Genomic DNA, 19307 nt, shown 5'->3' with positions numbered 1-19307 from the left:
TCGCCCAGATTCCGGCGGAGGAGGAGATCGCCACGGTGACGGCCGACGGCGCCTACGACACGCGCGCCTGCCACGATGCCATCGCCGCCCGCGACGCGGCAGCGGTCATTCCTCCGAGGCGGACCGCGAGGCCATGGAAGCCGGACACTGCCGGAGCCCGGGCGCGCAACGAAATCCTGCGGGCGTCAAAGCACCTGGGCAGGGCGCTTTGGCGGAACTGGAGCGGGTACCACCGCCGCAGCCGGGTCGAAACGAAAATGAACTGCGTGAAGCAGCTCGGCCAGCGGCTGATGTCACGGGACTTCGACCGCCAAGTGGCAGAGGTCCAGATCCGCGCGGCGGTCATGAACCGCTTCACGGCTCTCGGCATCCCGATGACCGTGGCCGCAGGATAGGGGTGTCTGGGGAAAGGGGGACTGCGCTCACCAGCTGATTTGTCCAACAACGCCTATCTTAGGCATTGATCCCCCCGCAGCCGTTCTGCAAGCAGCACCATGATGACCAAGCCCGACCCCGATCCGCACCTGCGCCCCACCGCCACCGGCGGTCTGCGGCTGTTCTGGCTCATGCTGGGCGGTGTGGCCTTGCTGACGGGGATCATCGGCATCGTGCTGCCGGTGCTGCCGACCACGCCGTTGGTGCTCCTCGCCGCCTTTGCCTTCTCGCGCAGTTCGCCGCGGCTTCACGCCTATCTTCAAACGCATCCGCGCTTCGGCCCGATGATCGCCGATTGGCGCGCCAATGGCGCCATCGCGCCGCGTCACAAGGCGATGGCCGTGGGCATGATGAGCGCCGCATTGCTGCTGAGCGTCTATCTTCAGCTGCCGGGCCGGGTGTTGCTGATCCAAGCCGTCTGCATGGGCGGCGCGGCGGTCTTCGTGCTCAGCCGACCGAATGGACCGGGGCGGCGTCCCCGCGCCTGAACCATCGCGCCCTGCCCTTTCCTTTTGCCTTGCCCGGTTTCGCGCCACGCATGTCACGTGAACCGTGCCCAGCGTGCCATGGAAGCGCGATGCCGCTCCGCCAGCGCTTTTCCCAAGACCGCCCGCGCGCTACAGCTTGCGGCAGATCGGCGGCAGCCAATTTTCGAAGGGGGAGCAGGACAATGGCGGAAATTCTGGTGCTTGGCGCAGGGATGGTCGGCGTGTCCTCGGCACTGGCGCTGCAGGCGCGGGGCCATGACGTGCTGCTGCTCGACCGCAGCGCGCCGGGCCGCGAGACCTCCTTCGGCAACGCCGGCGTAATCCAGACCGAGGCCGCCGAACCCTACGCCATGCCGCGCGATCCGCGCGTGATCCTCGCCATGATGACCGGGCGCAGCAACGATCTGACGTGGTCGCTGCGCGGTCTTGCCGGGATGGCCCCGGCGCTCTGGTCGTATTTCCGCAATTCCGCTCCGGCCCGGCACGCGGTGTTGTCGCAGACCTATGCCCGGCTGACCAGCCGCGCCGCACAGGACCACGCGCCGCTGATCGAGGCCTCTGGCTGCGGCAACCTGATCGCCCGCGACGGCATGGCCCAAATCTACCGCGACCCGCGCGCCTTTGAACGCGATGCCGCGGATGCAGAGCGCATCGCAGCGCGGTTCGGCCCGCGTTTCCGCACCATGGACGGCGCCGCCTACCGGCGCGAGGACCCCGCGCTCCAGACCGATCCCGCCGGCGTGCTGGTCTGGAGCGATAGCTGGAGTTGCAGCTCGCCCGGAGGGCTGGTCGCGGGCTACGCCGCGCTTTTCCAGCGGCGCGGTGGTCGACTGCTGACCGGCACCGCCGAAAGCCTTGCGCAAGACGGCCCCGGCTGGCGGGTCGAGACCGAGGCAGGCCCGGCGCGCGCCGAGCACGCGGTGGTGGCGCTCGGCCCATGGGCGCCGCAACTCCTGCGCCGCTTCGGCTATCGCATTCCGATGGTGCTAAAGCGCGGCTATCACGGCCATTTCCAGACCGATCAGACCCCGCGCCGCCCGATCGTCGATATGGACAACGGTGTGGTGGCCTCGCCAATGCAGGCCGGGCTGCGCATCGCCACCGGCGCCGCGCTGGTGGCCCACGATGCCCCCGCCGACCTGCGCCAGCTGGATCGCGGGAAAACGGCACTGGCAGATATGCTGCAAATTGGCCCGCGCGTGACAGAGCCGCAATGGTCCGGCACGCGGCCCTGCATGCCCGACATGCTGCCGATGGTCGGCGCTGCCCCGCGTCATGCACGGCTGTGGTTTCATTTCGGGCATGGGCATCAGGGTTTCACTCTGGGGCCGACAACCGCCGAAGTGCTTGCGGCCGCGCTGGATGGAGAAGACGACGATCTCACCCGCGCACTGTCGCCCGGACGGCGCATGTAGCGCCAGTTTCCCGCACGGACGCGACGGCAGAGACGGTAATCCCGCCTGCGTGCCGATCTGCGGCTTGCGATGCAGCGCAAAGGGGGGCAAGAGGCGCGCATCCCCGTATCCCGACAGCCGGACGTCGCCCGATGAAACTCCGTTCCCCGATCTCGCTCTATGATGCGCAGGGCCTTGCCTTCGGCATCCTCATGGCCAGCCTCGGCGTTGTCTTCCTCAAGGCCTGCGGCCTGATAACCGGCCAGACCGCCGGCGCGTCGGTGCTGCTGAGCTACCTGCTGCCGCTGGATTTCGGGGTGATCTTCTTCCTCGTCAGCCTGCCGTTTCTGTGGCTGTCCTGGAAGCGGCGCGGCAAGGTCTTTACCCTGCGTACATTGATCGCCGTGGTCGGCATCTCGGTGACCACCCCGCTGCTGGAGCGGTTCATCAGCTTCGACAGCCTACCGCCGCTGCTAGCGGCGATCCTTGCGGGGGCCACGGCAGGGGCCGGGCTGATCGCGCTCTTCCGGCACAACGCCTCGGCGGGCGGTCTGGGCGTGCTGGCGCTGATCGTCGAGGAGCGTACCGGGTTCCGCACCGGCTGGTTTCAGATGTGCTTTGATGCCGTGATCTTTGGCGTGGCGCTGTTTGTGTTGCCGCTTGATCTGATCCTTTATTCGGCGCTCGGGGCGGCGGTGCTCAACGCAGTGATCGCGTGGAACTTCCGCATCCACCAAAGCGGCGCCTCCCCCGACCAGCGGGTACCGACCGCAAAGCCCGGCCCCGAGGCGTAAGGCCTACGCTCAGGCCTGCGGCGCTCCGCTCGGCACCTTCGCCTGCTGATCATCGTCTTCGGCGTGCGCGACCTCGTTCTTCACCTGCCCCCATGTGACCAGGGTGAAGATCGCGGTGCCGCCCGCCACGTTGCCCGCAAGCACCGGCAGGAAGAACCTGAAGAGCGCATGGCCGACGCTGATCTCGCTGTGCCAGACCAACAGAGCGGCCTCGACAGTGCCCGCGATCACATGCGCAAAACCTGCCGCCGCCAGCAGCCACGTCATCGCCAGCACGATCACCAGCGACTCGCCGCGCGCGCCGGGCATCACCCAGACCAGCGCGGCGATCAGCACACCGGCCGGAAGCGCCCGGAAGAAGTTGCCCGAGGCCGTGCCCTCGACGGCGTGACGCGCGACGGCAAGCAAGCTGTCGGCAAGCTCGGGCGAGACGACCCCCGGCAACAGCAGAAACGCCGAGGCGACCGTGGCCCCTGCCACATTGGCCGCCAGGACGATGGTCCAGAGCCGCAACATCTTGCGCAGACAGGTGGCCGAGCGCTGCGCCACCACCGGCATAACGGTGGTGATGGTGTTTTCGGTGAACAGCTGCATTCGGCCATAGATCACCACGATAAAGCCCAGCGAGTAGCCGAGGCTTTCGACCAGAATGGTCCACTCGGCCTCGGGCAGATGGGTTTTGAGCACGGCCTGCGCGATCACCGACAGGCTGATCAGAATGCCCGCCGCGAGGCCCGACCAGATCAGCGAAATCGACGGGCGGTTCAATTCTTCTTCACCGTCGCGTCGGACCACCTCATAGATGAGGCGCGCCGACAGCCGGGAGGCGCTGTATACGGACCGCTCCTCGGCGCGTCGGTTAAGGGTCTCATTTTGGGCCGAAGACGTGCGGGAGGGGCGTTCAAAGTCATGCATACATGGGCAACCGCCGGGCTTCGAAAGGGTTCCTTCGGATCTCAGACAGGGCCGGATCCGGCACCAAAATCGCCCAATTTGATAACTCAAGATTATTGCAAAGTGAAAAAGTTACGATTTCTTTTTATTGGCGACCATATGTAGACCATTCGCATGCGGTGGCAACAGTGCCGCGCAATCACGAAACGCAGCGAATGTCGGAGCCAACAATGGACGGAAATGATGTGAAACCCACGGGCGGCTGCCCGGTGATGCACGGCGGTCAGACCTCGACGGCCACCTCGGTGACCGACTGGTGGCCGAATGCTTTGAACCTCGACATTCTGCATCAGCACGACAGCAAGACGACGCCCTTCGCGCCGGCTTTCAACTACCGCGAAGAGCTCAAGAAGCTGGACGTCGAGGCACTCAAGGACGACCTGCGCGCGCTGATGAAGGACAGTCAGGACTGGTGGCCCGCCGATTGGGGCAGCTATGTCGGCATGTTCGCCCGCGTGGCATGGCACGCGGCAGGCTCCTATCGTCTCGCCGATGGCCGCGGTGGCGGCGGCACCGGCAACCAGCGCTTTGCCCCGCTGAACAGCTGGCCCGACAACGTCAACACCGACAAGGGCCGCCGCCTGCTGTGGCCGATCAAAAAGAAATACGGCAACAAGATCAGCTGGGCCGACCTGATGATCCTGTCGGGCACCATCGCCTATGAGGTCGCCGGGCTGAAAACCTTCGGCTTCGCCTTTGGCCGCGAAGACATCTGGCACCCCGAGAAAGACGTCTACTGGGGCGCCGAGAAGGAATGGCTCGCCGCCTCCGACAACCGCTATGACGACGTGGCCGATCCCTCGACCATGGAGAACCCGCTGGCTGCGGTGCAGATGGGCCTGATCTACGTGAACCCTGAAGGTGTCAACGGCCAGCCGGACCCGGTGAAGACCGCCGCACACCTGCGCGAGACCTTCGCCCGCATGGCGATGAACGATGAGGAAACCGCCGCGCTCACCGCCGGAGGCCACACCATCGGCAAGTCGCACGGCAACGGCAACGCCGACGACCTCTCCGCCGATCCCGAAGCCGCCGATGTGACCGCGCAAGGCATGGGCTGGATGAACACCAAGGGCCGCGGCATCGGCCGTGACACCGTGGTGTCGGGCATCGAGGGCGCGTGGACGAAGAACCCGACCCAATGGGACATGGGTTACTTCGAGATGCTCTTCGGCCATGAGTGGGAACTGACCAAGTCGCCCGCAGGCGCTTGGCAGTACAAGCCCGTCGAGATCAACGACGAGGACATGCCGGTCGACGTGGAAGACGCTTCGATCAAATGCATGCCGATGATGACCGATGCCGACATGGCGATGAAGGTCGACCCGGTCTACAACGCCATCTGCCAGAAGTTCATGGCCGACCCGAACTATTTCGCGGATACCTTCGCCCGCGCATGGTTCAAGCTGACGCACCGCGACATGGGCCCGAAAGCCCGCTACGTCGGCCCCGATGTGCCCGCCGAAGACCTGATCTGGCAGGATCCTGTCCCCGCGGGGACAACCAACTACGACATCGGTGGCCTCAAGGCGAAGATCGCCGAGAGCGGCCTGAGCGTGGCCGACCTCGTCTCCACCGCATGGGACAGCGCCCGCACCTACCGCGGCTCTGACATGCGCGGCGGCGCCAATGGCGCGCGCATCCGTCTCGCGCCGCAGAAGGACTGGGCCGGCAACGAGCCGGAGCGTCTGGCGCGGGTGCTGAGCGTGCTCGAGCCGCTGGCCACCGCCGCCGGGGCGAGCCTTGCGGACACCATCGTGCTGGCGGGCAACGTCGGCGTGGAACTGGCCGCCAAGGCCGCGGGCCACGACATTGCGGTGCCGTTCGAGCCGGGCCGCGGCGACGCGAGTGACGAGATGACCGACGCCGAAAGCTTCGATCCGCTCGAGCCGCTCGCAGACGGCTTCCGCAACTGGCAAAAGCAGGACTACGTGGTCTCGGCAGAGGAAATGCTGCTCGACCGGGCGCAGTTGATGGGCCTCACCGCCAACGAGATGACCGTGCTGATGGGCGGCATGCGGGCGATGGGCACCAACCACGGCGGCACCGCGCATGGCGTGTTCACCGACCGGGCCGGGGCGCTGACCACCGACTTCTTCGTCAACCTCACCGACATGGCCTATTCGTGGGTTCCGGTGGGCAAGGATCTCTACGAGATCCGCGATCGCAAGACCGGCGAGACCAAGTGGACGGCGACGCGGGTGGATCTGGTCTTCGGTTCCAACTCGATCCTGCGCGCCTATGCCGAGATCTACGCGCAGGACGATGGCGCCGAAGCCTTCCTGCCGGCCTTCGTGGCGGCATGGACCAAGGTGATGAACGCCGACCGTTTTGACCTGAAGTGATCTCGGAACCCGCGTAAAGAACGGCCCGCACCTCTTTGGGGTGCGGGCTTTTTTGCTTTTCCGCGCAGATGCACGGCGGGATCGGCGGCACTGCGGACGACGGCGGCCGCCAAACGCCTTGCCGATTGCCGCCCCCCACCGAAGTTCTTCCCCGCCTGATTTCCGCGCGGGGGCGCCGCGCTGCCGCCAGGCTCCGGGATTCCGGGCACCATTGGTCCCGAAACCGGGCGCGGGGTTGCCGGCAGGCTTCCCCATACACGGCAGAAAGTGCCCGCGGCGCTGCTCAACGACCGTCAGGCCTTTGCCCGGTCCGAAGCGCGCGGCGCTTCACGCGCTGGTGCGGCCCCGTGGTTCAGGCCACTCCGTCTTCAAGCACACAGCTTTCCAGCACCGTGCCCTCGAACACCTCGACCAGCCCCATGTCGCTGAGCCGCGGACCGGCGTTGCATACCAGAGACGCGCCAAACAGCGCCTTGAACACCAGATAAGGCGGCTGCCATGTCACCAGCCCGTCGAGCGTGGCGCGCAGCGCGGCAAAGTCGCGGGCCATCGCGGCCAGCGGCTCCTCGCTGATCAACCCGGCCACCGGCAGCGGCAGGCACTTCAGCACCCTGCCCTTCGCCGCGACCGCAAGCCCGCCGCCGGCCGCGCGCACCGCGTTGGCCGCGGCGGCCATGTCCGCGGGGTCACGGCCAAAGACCGTGAGGTTGTGGCTGTCATGCGAAACGCTGCTGGCGAAGGCACCGCGCCAACTGCCCCAGTTTTCAAGGAACGCCGTGCGCATCGGTGTCGCCGCGCCATGACGGTTGATGATCGCCATGCGGATCATGTCGTCCGGCAGCACGAGCCGTCCGTCGGCCACCTCCACCGTTCGCTCGCCCCAGACCGGGAAGCGCGGCTTTGACAGCGTCGCGATACGTGCCCGCGGTCCGCGGGCAGAGATCTCGAAATCCTGCGCGGCGATCGGGCCAAGCCGCATCGTCTGGTAAAGCGGCGCGGGCACAGGCGCGGCGGCGGGCGGCGCGACCAGCTCGCCGCGGTCTGCCACCAGCCGCCCGTCGGCGATCACCGCGCGCGCTTTCACCTCGGCAACATCCGACAGCAGCACCAGATCGGCGCGACGCCCGGGCGCCACAAGCCCCAGATCAGGCCGCCCAATACGGCTCGCCGCATTCAGCGTGGCGGCGCGATAAGCCCACAGCGGCGGCAGACCGCAGGAGATCAGCAGCCGGATCACCCCGTCGAGACCGCCCTTGGAGGCCAGATCATCGGGGAAGATGTCATCGGTGCAGAGTGTCACCGTCTGTGGCAGTTCGCCAAGCTTCAGCAACGCCTCGGCCAGTTCCGGCAGCAGATGCGGGTGCGAGCCGCGCAGTTCGATGGTGAACCCCGCCTCGAGCTTGGCCATGAGGTCGGCGGCACCGGTCAGTTCGTGGTCGGTTTCAACACCGGCAGTGGCAAATCCCGCAAGATCGCCCCCGGTCAGACCGCGCGCATGGCCGCAGACACGCTTGCCGCTTTGCAGCCCGGCCTGAACGATGCCCGCCACGCGCGGATCGCCCTCCAGCAGCGGCTGCATGGTCATCAGCTCGGCCGCGCCATGGGTGTCTGGACGCGCCAGCCAGCGGGCCACGGTCTCGGGGGTGAAGTCGCCGCCGCTGGCCTCGAACCCCGGGGCCGAAGGCACGCAGGTCGGCACCAGCGGCAAGAGCCGCAGCGGCAGGCCCGCGACCGAGGCGCAGGCGTGTTCGAGCCCCGCCTCGCCGACCACATTGGCCAGCTCATGCGGGTCCCACAGCGCGGTGGTTACGCCGCGCGGCACCACGGCGGAGGCGTAGTCCGCCGGGGTGATCATCGAGCTTTCCACATGCATATGGCTGTCGATGAACCCCGGCACGATGGTCTGCCCATGGGCGCTGATCCGCGCCTCGGCGGGGCGGCCCGGGTCGGGCGCGTGCACGCTGGCGATCAGCGGGCCGGTGATGCCGATATCCGCCCGGCGGGTTCGCCCGGTGACCATGTCGAGCAACTCGCCGCCCTCGACCAGCAGATCGAAAGGCGCCTCGCCGCGCGCCGCGCGCACCGCGCGGGCGCGCAGTTCAGGGTCGTTGAGATCAGCGGGAAAGCTCATCGGCGGCCTCCGTACGCAGCGCATCGAGGCAGAGACGCGCGATGTCCTCGCGCGGGGCCGTCGGCAGGCGGGTGCGCCCCGCCGGGTCGGGGCTGAAGCGGGTCGCGCCGTAGGTTTCGCCCTCGCTCACCGACACAGTCAGGCTCTGCGGCTCGAAGGTGAAGGCGTCGGGGCGAACAAGCGCCAGCGCTGCCACCGGGTCATAGATCGCCATGCCATCGCGTCCCCGGCTGAGACCGATATCGAGGTAGCCGCCCAGCAGATCGGCGGTCAGCGGATCGGTCTGCGGCATCTCCGCCGGGCCGAACCGCGCCTGACGGCAGATCATCAGGTCGATCACGTCGAGCGGCAGGCCGGCATGCGCCACCACATCTGCCGCCTCGGGGTCGCACAGCGCGTTGAACTCGGCCAGCGGCGAATGGTTGCCCGGCCCGTTGCTGCCGCCCATCCAGACCAGCCGGGTGATGCGCGCGGCGGCCTGCGGGTGCTGCTGCACAAGCAGTGCGATATTGGTCAGCGGCCCCAGCGCAAGCACCTCGCGCGGGCCGTCCTGCATCAGCCAGTTGGCCAGCGCATCCACGGCATCGTCGGGCGGCTGCGGCCCGTCCACATCGGGCAGAAAGCGGCCCCGGCTTTCCATGCCCCGCTCGCCTAGAATGGCTTGCGCGGTTTCGGCCTCGCGTTTCAGCGGCTGATCGGCCCCCGCATGCAGCGGCGCGTCCAGCCCGTAGGCCTGCGCGGCGCCGAGCGCATTGCGGATGACCTCCGGCAGCGGCGCGTTTCCGGCGACCAGCGAAATGCCCTCCACGGACACCCCGTAGCGCCGCAGAACCAGCATAGCCCAGAGGTCATCAAAGCCGTAATCGGTGTCGACCCAGAGGCTCATGCCGCGAGGCCCCGCGCGGTCGAGAGCGGCAGGTCGAAGGCAATGGTCTCGCCCAGCGGGACCTCCGGCAGATCAATCGCGGCGTCCGCCTTGATCGGGCCGATGGCGCTGTCGATGACATATTCGCGGTGGGCGCCGGCAAAGCTGCAGGCGGCGACCCGGCCCTGATGCGGGCCTGTGCCCACGGTCACCGCGTCGGGACGCCATGCAAGGATCGCGCTGTCGGTGCTGTCGCTGAGCGGCAAACGCCCCTGAGCGGAGGTCAGCGCCCCCTCTTCAACCTTAAAGATGTTCTCGAACCCCATGAATTCCGCGGCAAACGCGCTTTCGGGCCGCGCGTAGAGGTCCGACGGTGTGCCAAGCTGCTCGATCTTGCCGTCCCTCATCAGCACGATACGGTCGGCCAGCGCCAGCGCCTCGGCCTGATCGTGTGTGACAAAGACCATGGTGATGCCGGTCTCTTTTTGCACCCGCTGCAGTTCGGTCCGCATCTCGAGACGCAGCCGTGCGTCGAGGTTCGACAGCGGCTCGTCGAGCAGCAGCACCTTCGGCCGCATCACGAGGCTGCGCGCCAGCGCCACGCGCTGCTGCTGACCGCCCGACATCTCGGCGGGTTTGCGCTTCTCAAAACCGGTGAGGCCGACGGTGGCCAGCCCTTCCTCGGTGCGCGCCTTGATCTCGGCTTCGGGAAGCTTCTGCAGGCGCAGGCCGAAGGCGACGTTCTCATAGGCGGTGAGATGCGGGAACAGCGCGTAGCTTTGAAACACCAGTCCGATGCCGCGCTTGTTGGCGGGCACGCGGGTCACGTCTCGCCCGTCGATGGTGATGCTGCCGCCGGTCGGCGACAGCAGACCGGCGATGGCCCGCATGGTGGTGGTCTTACCGCAGCCCGACGGCCCGAGCAGCGCGATCAACTCACCCTCACGGATCGACAGGTCGAGGTTCGGTACGGCGACCGACTTGCCGTAGCTGAGGGTGAGGTCGGAGAGTTGGACGAAGGCGTCAGACATAGCGAGAAAATCCCAGCAGGCGTTCGGCGGTGAAGACGATGGCGAGCGACATGAAGGCGAGAAGCGCCGAGAGCGCGGCGACGGAGGGATCGAAGGTGATCTCCATGTAGGCGAGCATGTCGATGGGCAGGGTGCGGACCCCGGGGCCCGACAGGAACAGCGAGACCGGCACCTGATTGAAGGAGGTGACAAAGCCGAGGATGAAGGCGGCGAGCACCCCGCCGCGGATGTTCGGCAGCACCACCTTGGTGAAGGCCTGCAGGCGCGAACAGCCCAGCAGCACCGCCGCCTCTTCCATGTCGGCACGTAGATTGTGCATGGACGAGGAGACCACGCGCACCGCATAGGGCAGCACCAGCGCGGTGTGCGCCATGAAGAGCGCCAGCGTGACGGTGACGCCGGTGGGCACGACCATGTAGCGCAGCAGCGCGAGGCCGACGATGATGCCGGGCACGATGATCGGGGCTGCGACGATGGTGCGCACGGTTTCGGCCATCGGCAGGTCGTAGCGGTTCAGCGCATAGGCCGCTGGCACACCAAGCAGCAGCGCCGCCAGCGTGCCGAAGACCGCCAGTGCCATCGACAGCAGGAAAGAGGCGCGGAAGCTCTCGACGGTGAAGACCTTGAGATACCAGCGCAGGGTCAGCCCCTCGGGCGGGAAGGCGAGGTATTCGGTGTCCGAGGCCCCGGCGAGGATGATGATCAGGAACGGCCCGATCAGGAAGGTGAGCGTCAGGCCGAGGATCGACCAGTTGGCGAGATGGCGCATGGAGGTGTTCATGAGGTCAGCTCCGGGCGGTGGCGATGCGCTTCAGCAGCAGGTTCGCCGAGAAGGACATGACGATGAGGATCATGGCGATGACGCTGGCCGAGACGAAATCGTTCGACACATTGACCCGCTGGTAGAGCAGCGTTTCCAGCATCAGCACCTTGGAGCCGCCAAGGATCGCCGGGGTGATATAGGCGGTGAGCGCGCCGGTGAAGACCAGTGTGCCGCCGATGACGAGCCCTTCCTTGGTCAGCGGCAGGATCACCTTGAAGAAGACCGACAGCCAGCTGGCGCCCAGAACGCGGGCGGCGGGGATCACGTCGCGCGGGATGTTCTCCATCGCCGAAACAAGGCTGATGATCATCAGCGGCAGGAACAGTTGCAGCAGGCCAAGGAACACGGCGGTCTCGGTGAACAGCAGCCGCAGCGGCGTGTCCGAGAGGCCAAGCCCGGTGATCGTCTCGTTGACGATGCCGGTGCGGCCAAGGATCACGATCCATGCGTAGGTCCGGGCCACGGGCGAGATCATCAGCGGCAGCACCACCATGCCAAAGACCTTGCCGCGCGACTTGGGGCCAAGGTTGACGATGCAGAAAGCCGCGGCGTAGCCGATCACCGCCGCCGTGCCCGCCACCAGCACGCCCAGCTTCAGCGTGCGCAGAAAGACCGTACGGTTCAGCGGGGTCGAGAAGAAATCGATGTAGCCCTGCAGCGACCAGCCGGCGCCGTCGCCGCGGAAAGCTTCCGACAGCAAGATGCCCACCGGCACAAGGAACAGGAGCGTCGAGAAGATGGCCGCTGGAAGCGCCAGAGCCAGCCCCTCTCGGGTGTTGCGAAACATGAGGCGTGTTCCCCTCTCTCTGAGGCGGTGGGTCGGACTGCGCTCGGCCCGCGGGCGGAGCGACCGGATCGCATGGGACCACCGGGTCCACCGGGGCCGCAGGCGATCAGGGGGTTCGGGGGCCATGGACGCCGGGAAACAAGTGGCGTCCATGGCCGTTCGCGGGGGCTGCAAGGGAGGGAGGGTGCCCCCGGCGATGTGGTTACTGGATCACCTCGGTGTTCCACTGCTCGACCCAGCCCTCGCGCTTGTCGAGCACTTCGGCGGCGGGCAGGATGTTCAGCGATTCAATGACATCGGCGCCATAGGTGAGGTTGCCTGCGGCCTCTTCGCTCAGCTCGACTTCCTTGTTGGCCGGGCTGTCGATCAGCATTTCGCCGATCTTCGTCTGCACTTCGGTGGACAGCCAGTAATCCATGAACTGGTAGGCCAGGTCCTCGTTGCCGTTGTCTTTGGTCATCACCATGACGTTCATGCCGCCGGCCTGACCTTCTGCCGGCTCGGCCCAGGCGAAGGGCAGGCCTGCGTTCTTGAAGCTGCCCCATGCGAAGCGGCCAACCGGGGCCGCGATGACTTCTTGCTGGTTCATCAGCTGCACCAGCTCCGACGAGCGCGAGTAGAAGGTCACGATGTCATCGGCGTGCGCGCCGATCTCCGAGATCACCGGCGCGAGGTCGCCTTCCTGATCCATCGACTTGCCCAGCATCATCACCGTCAGCGGGCCCTGCGTGCCGGTGATGTTCGGCAGCGCAACCTGACCGGCCAGATCCCCGCCGAGCAGATCGCCCCAGCTTTGGATGTCCACCAGATCAGAGCGATAGACGATGGAGCTCGCGTAGAATGTGTATCCGACGGCCATATTGTCGCCGATCGGGTCCTTGGCGCTTTCGTAGAGCTTGTCAAAGCTGTCGAGCTTGGCGGTGTCGAGCGGCTGGATCAGGTCCTTACGCGCAAGGGCAAGTGCGTCCTGCGTCGAGATGACGGCCATGTCGATCACCGGGTTGGCGGCGTTGGCTTCGATCTTCGCCATGCGTTCGACGCTGTTGCCGGTCTCGACAACCAGATCGCAGCCGCAGATTTCCTCGAAGGGATCGTAGAGCGCTTCTTTGTACTCGTCCTGAGCGAAGGAATAGACCGAGATGGTCAGCGTCTTGTCTTGGGCCTGCGCCGCAGTGCCGAGCGCGCTGGCGAGTGCGAGGATGGAAAGCGTGGTCTTCATGGCAGTCACTCCGTGTTGGTCGGGAACGTAAGTTGCTGGTCGTTACGCGCGCGGCGGCGCGGTCGAGGCGCGCGGCACCAGTTGCATCGGCACTGTGTGGCCGCGCGTCGGGGCCGCCTCTCCTGCGATCATGCCGGTCAGCACCTGCAGCGCGTGCTCGGCGATGGTCTTCATATCCTGCGACGTCGTGGTCAGCGCCGGGTGCATCGCCGGGGCGATGGGCAGATCGTCAAAGCCGGTCAGGCTGACATCATGCGGCACCGACAGGCCCGCGCGCGCAAGATGCGAAAGCGCGCCGAGCGCCAGAAGGTCGGAGGTGGCCAGAATAGCCGTGGCGCCCTGCGTGACATGCTTCGGCAACGCTGAAAGCCCCTGCTCGCCCCAGACGGTGGCGACCTGCGCCGCAGCGCCCAATCCTTCGATCATGCCGCGCATGCGGTCTTGCTGCACGTCCGACACGGCATCGCCGCCCAGCAGCACCACATGGCGGTGGCCAAGATCGCGCATGTGCCGCCCGACGAGCGCGCCGCCGCCCGCATGGTCGGCTGAAACGGTGTTGCGCTGGTCCGACACGGTGTTGATGGTCACCGATGGCAGGCCGGTCACCTCGGGCGACGTGCCTTTTTGCGGCACGATCACCACCCCGTCGACACCGCGACCGACGAGCCGTTGCAGCGCCTCGGCCTGCCGTGCCTCGCTGCCGCGAGAATCGGCGATGAGGATTCCCAGCCCCCGTGCCTCAGCGGCGATCGAGAGGTTCTGCGCGATACGCGGAAACAGCGGGTTGGTCAGATCGGGCATGACAAGCCCAAGGATACCACTTTGTCCGGTTTTCAGGGCCCGCGCGGCGCTGCTCGGCTGATAGCCAAGCTCGGCGGCGCGGCTGCGGATACGATCCACCAGATCTTTCGACACCCTCCCCTTGCCGGAGAGCGCATTCGAAACCGTGGCGGTCGACACGCCGATATCCTGTGCGATCTGCTTGATGCTGGCCATGATGTCCTCGTTGGTAAAACGATTAATCAGGGCATAAAGCGACGGTCAACGGCTAATTAATCGATTAACCACGTCGACTTCCTGTGCACCCTGTAAGTGCTCAAAAATCATGCGGCGGCTCCACTCAAACGTGTACTTCGGCTGTGCCAGAAGCCTCGCACCGCGCCATCTCGGTGGTGCCCTTCAACGCCCCAAGCATGCGCCAACGCGGCAACAGGTCCCCACGAGCACGATGAATTGCGCTGGCACTATCCGGCAAAGCCTTTCAAAATGAGCGGCATAGGCCGGAAGGAGGCCCGCTCATGAGCGCCGAGCAGGTGCAGGTTCAGCACACAGAATCAGTCAAGGACGGGCGCATCGCCCTGGCCGGGCCGCTGACCGTGCGAGAGGTGGCCGAGCTTGATGCGCGACTGTCCGGCGCCGCCGGGCATGCGCCGGTTGGCGATGTGCGGCTTGGGCTGGATGAGGTCACCCGCATCGACACGGCGGGCGCTTGGGCGCTGATCGCGTTTGAACAGCGCGTGGCGGCGACGGGCGCGCGGGTGCAGTATGACGGCGCCAGCGACGAGGTTGCCCTGCTGCTGGACACTGTCCGCCGCGCCATGCCGCAACCCGATGCCCCGCCACAGGCACCGCGCGGCCCCAAGGCTTTCCTCGAGGCCACCGGCAAGCGGGTGATCGGCAGCTTTGGCTTTCTGCGCGGGCTGCTGGCCTACCTTGGTCTGTTCCTCGCCGGGCTGCTGCGCGTGGTGACCCATCCGCGCGAGTTTCGCTTCACCTCGCTGGTCGCCCATTGCGACGATGTCGGTCTGCGCGCCGTGCCCATCGTGTCGCTGATGGCCTTCCTGATCGGCGTGGTTCTGGCCTTTCAGGGGGCCAGCCAGTTGCGGCAATTCGGCGCCGAGGTCTTTGTCGTCGATCTCATCGCCATATCGGTGCTGCGCGAGCTAGGCATTCTGCTGACCGCGATCATCGTCGCGGGGCGCACCGCCTCGGCGTTCACCGCCGCCATCGGCTCGATGAAGATGCGGCAGGAGATCGATGCGATGCGCACGCTCGGGCTCGACCCGGTGACCGTGCTGTTTGTGCCCCGCATCCTCGCGCTGCTGCTGATGCTGCCGATCCTTGGATTGGTCGCCGACATCATGGGGCTGTTCGGCGGCGCGCTGATGTCTTGGATCGAGCTGGGGATCTCTCCCTCGATGTTCCGCACCCGGCTGATCGAGGGCACCGATGTGTCTCATGTGATCGTCGGTCTGGTGAAAGCGCCGGTCTTTGCGGTGATCATCGGCGTGGTGGGCTGCCACGCGGGCATGCAAGTGAAAGGCGACGCGGAATCGCTCGGCCGCATGACCTCCAGCGCGGTGGTGACAGCCATCTTCGCGGTGATCGTCGCCGATGCGCTGTTCTCTGTCTTCTTCGCGGAGCTGGGCCTGTGAGCGCGCCACGTGACACCGTGATCCGGGTGCGCGGCCTGCGCACGCAGTTCGGCACGCATGTGGTGCACGAAGACCTTGATCTGGATGTCTACCGCGGCGAGGTGCTGGGCGTGGTCGGCGGCTCGGGCACAGGCAAGTCGGTGCTGCTGCGCGCCATCACCGGATTGGAGACGCCCGCCGCTGGCCAGATCGAGGCCTTTGGTACCGAGGTGCGGACCGCCAGCGCCGCAGAGCGCGAGAAACTGGATGACCGTTGGGGCGTGATGTTTCAGGACGGGGCACTGTTTTCCTCGCTGACCGTGCGCGAGAACGTCGAGGTGCCTTTGCACCGGATCCCGGGGCTGACCGCCCCGCTGCGCCGCGCACTGGCCGATCTGAAGGTGTCGATGGTCGGCCTGCCGTATCGCGCGGGCGATGCCACCCCCTCGGAGTTGTCAGGCGGCATGCGCAAGCGCGCGGGGCTGGCGCGGGCGCTGGCGCTCGATCCCGAGATCGTGTTTCTCGATGAGCCGACCGCCGGGCTCGACCCGATCGGCGCCGCGGCCTTCGATCAGCTGATCAACAATCTTACCACAGCGCTGGGACTTACCGTCTTTCTCGTCACCCATGACCTCGACACGCTCTATGCAACCTGCGACCGTATCGCGGTCCTTGCCGAGCGACGCGTCCTTGTCACCGGCACGCTGGACGAGATGCTGGAGGTCGATCACCCTTGGGTGCAGGAGTATTTCACCGGACCGCGGGCCCGTCTCGCGCAGGCCGCGGCGCAGCCCACGGGCGGCGACGGGCAGGCAACCGGGGCTGACTGACCATGGAAACGCGGGCCAACTACGTTCTTGTCGGCGCTTTCGCCATCGCGGGCTTTATCGGCCTGTTGGGGTTCCTGCTGTGGTTCGCCAACGTCGAGCTCGACAAGCAGTTCGACTATTACGACATCGACTATCCGTCCGTCTCCGGCCTGAGCATCGCGTCCGACGTGCGTTTTTCCGGCTTGCCGGTGGGACAGGTCGTCAGCCTTGGTCTCTCGCCCGAGGGCGACGGCTCTGTGCGGGTGCGGGTCGAGGTGGCCGACGGCACGCCGGTGCGCAGCAATTCTGTGGCGACGATCGAGGCGCAGGGCGTGACCGGCGTCGCCTATGTCGGCATCACCAGCGGCAGCCCCGGCGCGCGGCTGCTGTCCGAGCAATCCGAAGATACGGTGCCAAAGATTCAGGCCGGCCAGTCGGCGTTGCAGTCGCTGACCGAAGAGGGCCCCGAGATCCTGTCGGAAACGCTGGAGCTTGTGCGCGAGATGCGGGCACTGATCGGCGGTGAGACGCAGGCGCAGGTGCGGCGCATTCTCGAGAACGTCGAGAGTGCCTCGGCGGATCTGACCAACACGCTCGACGCGATCTCTTCGGTGGCGGACTCGGTGAACGGGTTCGCCGACGGGATCGAGACCATCACCGCGAGCATCGACACGCTGAGCCGCGACGCCGGCACCACGCTTCAGGACGCCAGTAACGCCATCCGCTCGGTCGAAGCGCTGTCGGAGGAAGCGCGCGGGCTGGTGTCGCAGGGCTCTGGCGCGGTGCAGACCGCCGAGGACTACATCACCACGCGGCTCGGGCCCGCGACCGATCAGGTGCAGCGCTCGGTTGCCGACATCGAGACCCGCTTCGCCGCGCTCAGCGCGCGCGCCGAGGCGCTGGCCGGGACGTTCACCACCACCGGCGAAAACGCGACCCAGCGTCTGACCGAGGCGCAGCAGACGCTGGCCTCGATCGACGCGCTGGTCGCCGATCTGACGCAGACCTCGCGCAGCGTGGATGGCGCGGCGCAGCGGCTCGACGGGTTGCTGGCGGATGATGCCAGCGCGCTGATTGCCGAGCTGCGCACGGCCACCGCAGAGGCCACCTCGGTCATCCGCGACTTTGGCCAGACCGCCGGCGGCGATCTGACCGCCATCTTCGAGGACATCCGCAGCGCCACCCGCTCGGCGGCGCAGACCATCGACACGGTGGGGGCCGATCTGACCTCGGCCTCCGGGCAGCTTGACGGGCTGGCGCAAGACGCCGCGACGACGCTCGAGGCCGCCCGCACCACCTTTGCCAACGCCAACGACACCCTCTCGGCGATCAACGGCACGCTCGAAACGGGCGACCGGGCGCTGGTTGCCGCCGAACGCGCCTTCGATGGCGCCGACCGGGTGATCCGCGACGAGGTCGGGCAGATCACCGCACAGCTGCGCGACACCCTGTCCGGGCTGGAAAGCGCGATCGGCACCGTCGCCGGAGAGATCCCCGAGATCACCAGCGAACTGCGCAGCGCCAGCCGCTCGGCGGCGTCGGCCTTCTCTGGGCTTGAGGGCACGGTGAGCGACGCGCGCCCGGCGCTGCGCGATTTCACCGCCACCGCCCTGCCCCAGTTTGGGCGTCTCGCCGCCGAGGCGCGCGCCCTGATCGACAACCTCGACGCGCTGACCACCCAGATCCGCCGCGACCCGAGCCGCTTCTTCCTCGACCAGCGCGCCCCAGAATACCGAAGGTAGACCCATGCCCCTGCGATCCAGCATTCCCATGCTCCTGCTTGCCCTCGGCCTCTCTGGCTGCGGTGCCATCGCCGCGCTGGACGACGCCTCGACGCCGCTGGAAATCTACGAGTTGCAGACCCCGCCGATCGAACGGAGCAGCGCGCGCGGCCGCGGCGAACTGGTTGTCGAGACGCCGATTGCAAGCGGCGCGCTGTCGACCGAGAGGATCATGATCCGCCCGGCCCCGCTGCAGGCCCAATATCTGCCCGAGGTGCGCTGGTCGGACGAGGCACCGGCGATGCTGCAGACGCTGCTGGTGCGCAGCCTTTCGGAAACTGGCGCCTTTGCATCGGTCGGGCGCGCCCCGCTGGGCACGCAAGCAGACTACGCACTGCTGGGCGAGCTGACCGACTTTCAAGCGCAGGGATTCGAGGGCGGCGCCGGGGTGCGCATCCGCATCATGCTGCGTCTGGTCCGCGAGCGCGATGCCTCGGTCGTCGCATCGCAGGTCTTCGAAGTGACAGAGCCCGCCGCGAACACCGAGACCGAAACCTTGGTCGCCGCCTTCGACCGGGGCAGCTCGCGCATACTGGCCGAAGTGCTGCCATGGGTGGTCGGCACCACGCGCGGCGGCGTCTGAGCCGCTCCTGCGACGCTGCGCCGGGCTGACAGCCCAGCCTTGCCGCGCTATACTTTGAGTCTGTCGGGACCGCTGCATTCCTTGGGAGGAGAGGCATGGCAACCGCATCACGACGACTTCTATTGAAATCCTATCAGGCCTGGTTCGAGGCGGACGAGGCGTTTCGCCTTGCGCAGCGCCGCGTGGCAGAGCTGGTGCCAAGCGCGCGGCAGCACATGTTCGTGCATATCGGCAACCGTGGCTCAAAAGTGCGCCAGCTCTACAATGCGCGGCAGAAGGCGCTGGAAACGCTGCTTCTGGCGCGTCGGCAGGTGCTGAAAGAGCGCGAGGGCCGGCAGGCGCGATCGCGGACGCGGGTTCTGCTGATGTTCCGTCCCGGAGGCTGACAGGGCGCTGAGGTGCTGCGGCGCAAAGAAAAAGGGAGGCGCCGTTTCAGGCACCTCCCGTTTTCGGT

Annotated in this window: 17 protein-coding genes and 1 pseudogene; 10 read left to right on the top strand and 8 right to left on the bottom strand. The window is 66.9% G+C overall.

Features of this window, described 5'->3' with window-relative positions:
- The 4 genes and pseudogenes from ACXAJT_RS18895 to ACXAJT_RS18880 form a co-directional block, all read left to right on the top strand.
- Positions 1-395 (top strand): annotated as a pseudogene (locus tag ACXAJT_RS18895) (IS5-like element ISRssp5 family transposase); the annotation flags it as partial.
- Positions 396-497: 102 nt separating this feature from the next.
- Positions 498-923, top strand: coding sequence for a YbaN family protein (locus ACXAJT_RS18890; RefSeq protein WP_475237599.1), 426 nt, complete (start codon positions 498-500; stop codon positions 921-923).
- Positions 924-1105: 182 nt separating this feature from the next.
- Positions 1106-2338 (top strand): NAD(P)/FAD-dependent oxidoreductase, encoded by a 1233-nt coding sequence (locus ACXAJT_RS18885; protein ID WP_475237598.1) that lies wholly within the window; start codon positions 1106-1108, stop codon positions 2336-2338.
- Positions 2339-2469: 131 nt separating this feature from the next.
- Positions 2470-3111 (top strand): YitT family protein, encoded by a 642-nt coding sequence (locus ACXAJT_RS18880; protein ID WP_475237597.1) that lies wholly within the window; start codon positions 2470-2472, stop codon positions 3109-3111.
- A gap of 9 nt (positions 3112-3120) precedes the next feature.
- Here the strand turns inward: ACXAJT_RS18880 and ACXAJT_RS18875 are convergent, their stop codons facing one another.
- A complete protein-coding gene (locus ACXAJT_RS18875) occupies positions 3121-4026 on the bottom strand; it encodes a formate/nitrite transporter family protein (RefSeq protein WP_475237596.1) in 906 nt (301 codons plus the stop codon).
- A gap of 209 nt (positions 4027-4235) precedes the next feature.
- Between ACXAJT_RS18875 and katG the strand changes: the two genes are divergently transcribed.
- Positions 4236-6410: a catalase/peroxidase HPI gene (katG, locus tag ACXAJT_RS18870; RefSeq protein WP_475237595.1), complete on the top strand. Its 2175-nt coding sequence runs from the start codon at positions 4236-4238 to the stop codon at positions 6408-6410.
- Positions 6411-6762: 352 nt separating this feature from the next.
- On the opposite strand, the gene ACXAJT_RS18865 is transcribed toward katG, so the two are convergent.
- The 7 genes from ACXAJT_RS18865 to ACXAJT_RS18835 all read right to left on the bottom strand — a co-directional run bounded on the left by ACXAJT_RS18865 (position 6763) and on the right by ACXAJT_RS18835 (position 14262).
- Entirely contained in the window at positions 6763-8541 is a 1779-nt protein-coding gene (locus ACXAJT_RS18865; protein ID WP_475237594.1) for an adenine deaminase, read from the bottom strand.
- Positions 8525-9427, bottom strand: coding sequence for a nucleoside hydrolase (locus ACXAJT_RS18860; RefSeq protein WP_475237593.1), 903 nt, complete (start codon positions 9425-9427; stop codon positions 8525-8527). Before ACXAJT_RS18860 ends, ACXAJT_RS18865 begins: the two co-directional genes overlap by 17 nt.
- Complete coding sequence (locus ACXAJT_RS18855) at positions 9424-10437, bottom strand: ABC transporter ATP-binding protein (protein WP_475237592.1); 1014 nt, start codon at positions 10435-10437, stop codon at positions 9424-9426. Before ACXAJT_RS18855 ends, ACXAJT_RS18860 begins: the two co-directional genes overlap by 4 nt.
- Complete coding sequence (locus tag ACXAJT_RS18850) at positions 10430-11218, bottom strand: ABC transporter permease (RefSeq protein WP_475237591.1); 789 nt, start codon at positions 11216-11218, stop codon at positions 10430-10432. The genes ACXAJT_RS18855 and ACXAJT_RS18850 overlap by 8 nt, the downstream gene beginning before the upstream one ends.
- A gap of 4 nt (positions 11219-11222) precedes the next feature.
- On the bottom strand, positions 11223-12047 hold the full coding sequence (locus tag ACXAJT_RS18845) for an ABC transporter permease (protein WP_475237590.1): 825 nt from the start codon (positions 12045-12047) through the stop codon (positions 11223-11225).
- A 202-nt stretch (positions 12048-12249) separates the two neighbouring features.
- Complete coding sequence (locus ACXAJT_RS18840) at positions 12250-13266, bottom strand: ABC transporter substrate-binding protein (RefSeq protein WP_475237589.1); 1017 nt, start codon at positions 13264-13266, stop codon at positions 12250-12252.
- Positions 13267-13308: 42 nt separating this feature from the next.
- Positions 13309-14262: a LacI family DNA-binding transcriptional regulator gene (locus ACXAJT_RS18835; RefSeq protein ID WP_475237588.1), complete on the bottom strand. Its 954-nt coding sequence runs from the start codon at positions 14260-14262 to the stop codon at positions 13309-13311.
- 302 nt (positions 14263-14564) lie between these two features.
- Here ACXAJT_RS18835 and ACXAJT_RS18830 point away from each other — a divergent pair, with 302 nt between their 5' ends.
- The 5 genes from ACXAJT_RS18830 (at position 14565) to ACXAJT_RS18810 (ending at position 19239) form a co-directional block, all read left to right on the top strand.
- The gene (locus ACXAJT_RS18830; RefSeq protein WP_475237587.1) at positions 14565-15701 is read left to right on the top strand and encodes an MlaE family lipid ABC transporter permease subunit; all 1137 of its coding nucleotides are present in this window, start codon (positions 14565-14567) and stop codon (positions 15699-15701) included.
- Positions 15698-16510 carry an ABC transporter ATP-binding protein gene (locus ACXAJT_RS18825; RefSeq protein ID WP_475237586.1) on the top strand — a complete coding sequence of 271 codons (813 nt, stop codon included), beginning with the start codon at positions 15698-15700 and terminating at the stop codon, positions 16508-16510. Before ACXAJT_RS18830 ends, ACXAJT_RS18825 begins: the two co-directional genes overlap by 4 nt.
- A gap of 2 nt (positions 16511-16512) precedes the next feature.
- The gene (locus ACXAJT_RS18820) at positions 16513-18231 is read left to right on the top strand and encodes an MlaD family protein (protein ID WP_475237585.1); all 1719 of its coding nucleotides are present in this window, start codon (positions 16513-16515) and stop codon (positions 18229-18231) included.
- Between the two features lie 4 nt (positions 18232-18235).
- Positions 18236-18853, top strand: a complete 618-nt coding sequence (locus ACXAJT_RS18815) for an ABC-type transport auxiliary lipoprotein family protein (RefSeq protein WP_475237584.1) — start codon at positions 18236-18238, stop codon at positions 18851-18853.
- 95 nt (positions 18854-18948) lie between these two features.
- Positions 18949-19239: a hypothetical protein gene (locus ACXAJT_RS18810; RefSeq protein WP_475237583.1), complete on the top strand. Its 291-nt coding sequence runs from the start codon at positions 18949-18951 to the stop codon at positions 19237-19239.
- Positions 19240-19307: the final 68 nt, after the last annotated feature.

The sequence above is a fragment of the Salipiger sp. ABF4_146 genome, assembly GCF_056161345.1.
This window is presented reverse-complemented; position numbering and strand designations above follow the sequence as displayed.

Excerpts from the sequence above, each read along its gene's own strand:
- ACXAJT_RS18820 (WP_475237585.1), top strand. The coding sequence starts at position 16,513 with ATGGAAACGCGGGCCAACTACGTTCTTGTCGGCGCTTTCGCCATCGCG.
- ACXAJT_RS18865 (WP_475237594.1), bottom strand. The coding sequence starts at position 8,541 with ATGAGCTTTCCCGCTGATCTCAACGACCCTGAACTGCGCGCCCGCGCG.
- ACXAJT_RS18860 (WP_475237593.1), bottom strand. The coding sequence starts at position 9,427 with ATGAGCCTCTGGGTCGACACCGATTACGGCTTTGATGACCTCTGGGCT.
- ACXAJT_RS18835 (WP_475237588.1), bottom strand. The coding sequence starts at position 14,262 with ATGGCCAGCATCAAGCAGATCGCACAGGATATCGGCGTGTCGACCGCC.
- ACXAJT_RS18810 (WP_475237583.1), top strand. The coding sequence starts at position 18,949 with ATGGCAACCGCATCACGACGACTTCTATTGAAATCCTATCAGGCCTGG.
- ACXAJT_RS18850 (WP_475237591.1), bottom strand. The coding sequence starts at position 11,218 with ATGAACACCTCCATGCGCCATCTCGCCAACTGGTCGATCCTCGGCCTG.
- ACXAJT_RS18875 (WP_475237596.1), bottom strand. The coding sequence starts at position 4,026 with ATGCATGACTTTGAACGCCCCTCCCGCACGTCTTCGGCCCAAAATGAG.
- ACXAJT_RS18840 (WP_475237589.1), bottom strand. The coding sequence starts at position 13,266 with ATGAAGACCACGCTTTCCATCCTCGCACTCGCCAGCGCGCTCGGCACT.
- ACXAJT_RS18815 (WP_475237584.1), top strand. The coding sequence starts at position 18,236 with ATGCCCCTGCGATCCAGCATTCCCATGCTCCTGCTTGCCCTCGGCCTC.
- ACXAJT_RS18855 (WP_475237592.1), bottom strand. The coding sequence starts at position 10,437 with ATGTCTGACGCCTTCGTCCAACTCTCCGACCTCACCCTCAGCTACGGC.
- ACXAJT_RS18890 (WP_475237599.1), top strand. The coding sequence starts at position 498 with ATGACCAAGCCCGACCCCGATCCGCACCTGCGCCCCACCGCCACCGGC.
- ACXAJT_RS18880 (WP_475237597.1), top strand. The coding sequence starts at position 2,470 with ATGAAACTCCGTTCCCCGATCTCGCTCTATGATGCGCAGGGCCTTGCC.
- ACXAJT_RS18845 (WP_475237590.1), bottom strand. The coding sequence starts at position 12,047 with ATGTTTCGCAACACCCGAGAGGGGCTGGCTCTGGCGCTTCCAGCGGCC.
- ACXAJT_RS18885 (WP_475237598.1), top strand. The coding sequence starts at position 1,106 with ATGGCGGAAATTCTGGTGCTTGGCGCAGGGATGGTCGGCGTGTCCTCG.
- ACXAJT_RS18830 (WP_475237587.1), top strand. The coding sequence starts at position 14,565 with ATGAGCGCCGAGCAGGTGCAGGTTCAGCACACAGAATCAGTCAAGGAC.
- katG (WP_475237595.1), top strand. The coding sequence starts at position 4,236 with ATGGACGGAAATGATGTGAAACCCACGGGCGGCTGCCCGGTGATGCAC.